Origin of the sequence: Nocardia sp. NPDC049707, assembly GCF_040674855.1 — a bacterium.
Taxonomy (GTDB): domain Bacteria; phylum Actinomycetota; class Actinomycetes; order Mycobacteriales; family Mycobacteriaceae; genus Nocardia.
Map to the genome: position 1 here is coordinate 1 of NZ_JBFANN010000023.1, position 222 is coordinate 222.

A 222-nucleotide genomic window follows, 5' to 3' on the forward strand; every position below is an offset into this window, starting at 1 on the left:
AAATCATCCGATGCCTCAAACGCTACCTCGCCCGCGAGCTCTACCAACTCATCACCGAACCCACCACTTGACATCCATAGGAGCATCTCGCTCCGCGGTGGTCGCTGGTGGCGGGGCGTTCGGCACCTGGTGTGCGCGTCGAGACTCGCGCGTGGCGCATGTGCTTCGACGGCTCGGACGCGAGACGGGCCGCGAACGGGTCGCTCGTATGACTCGCTCCGC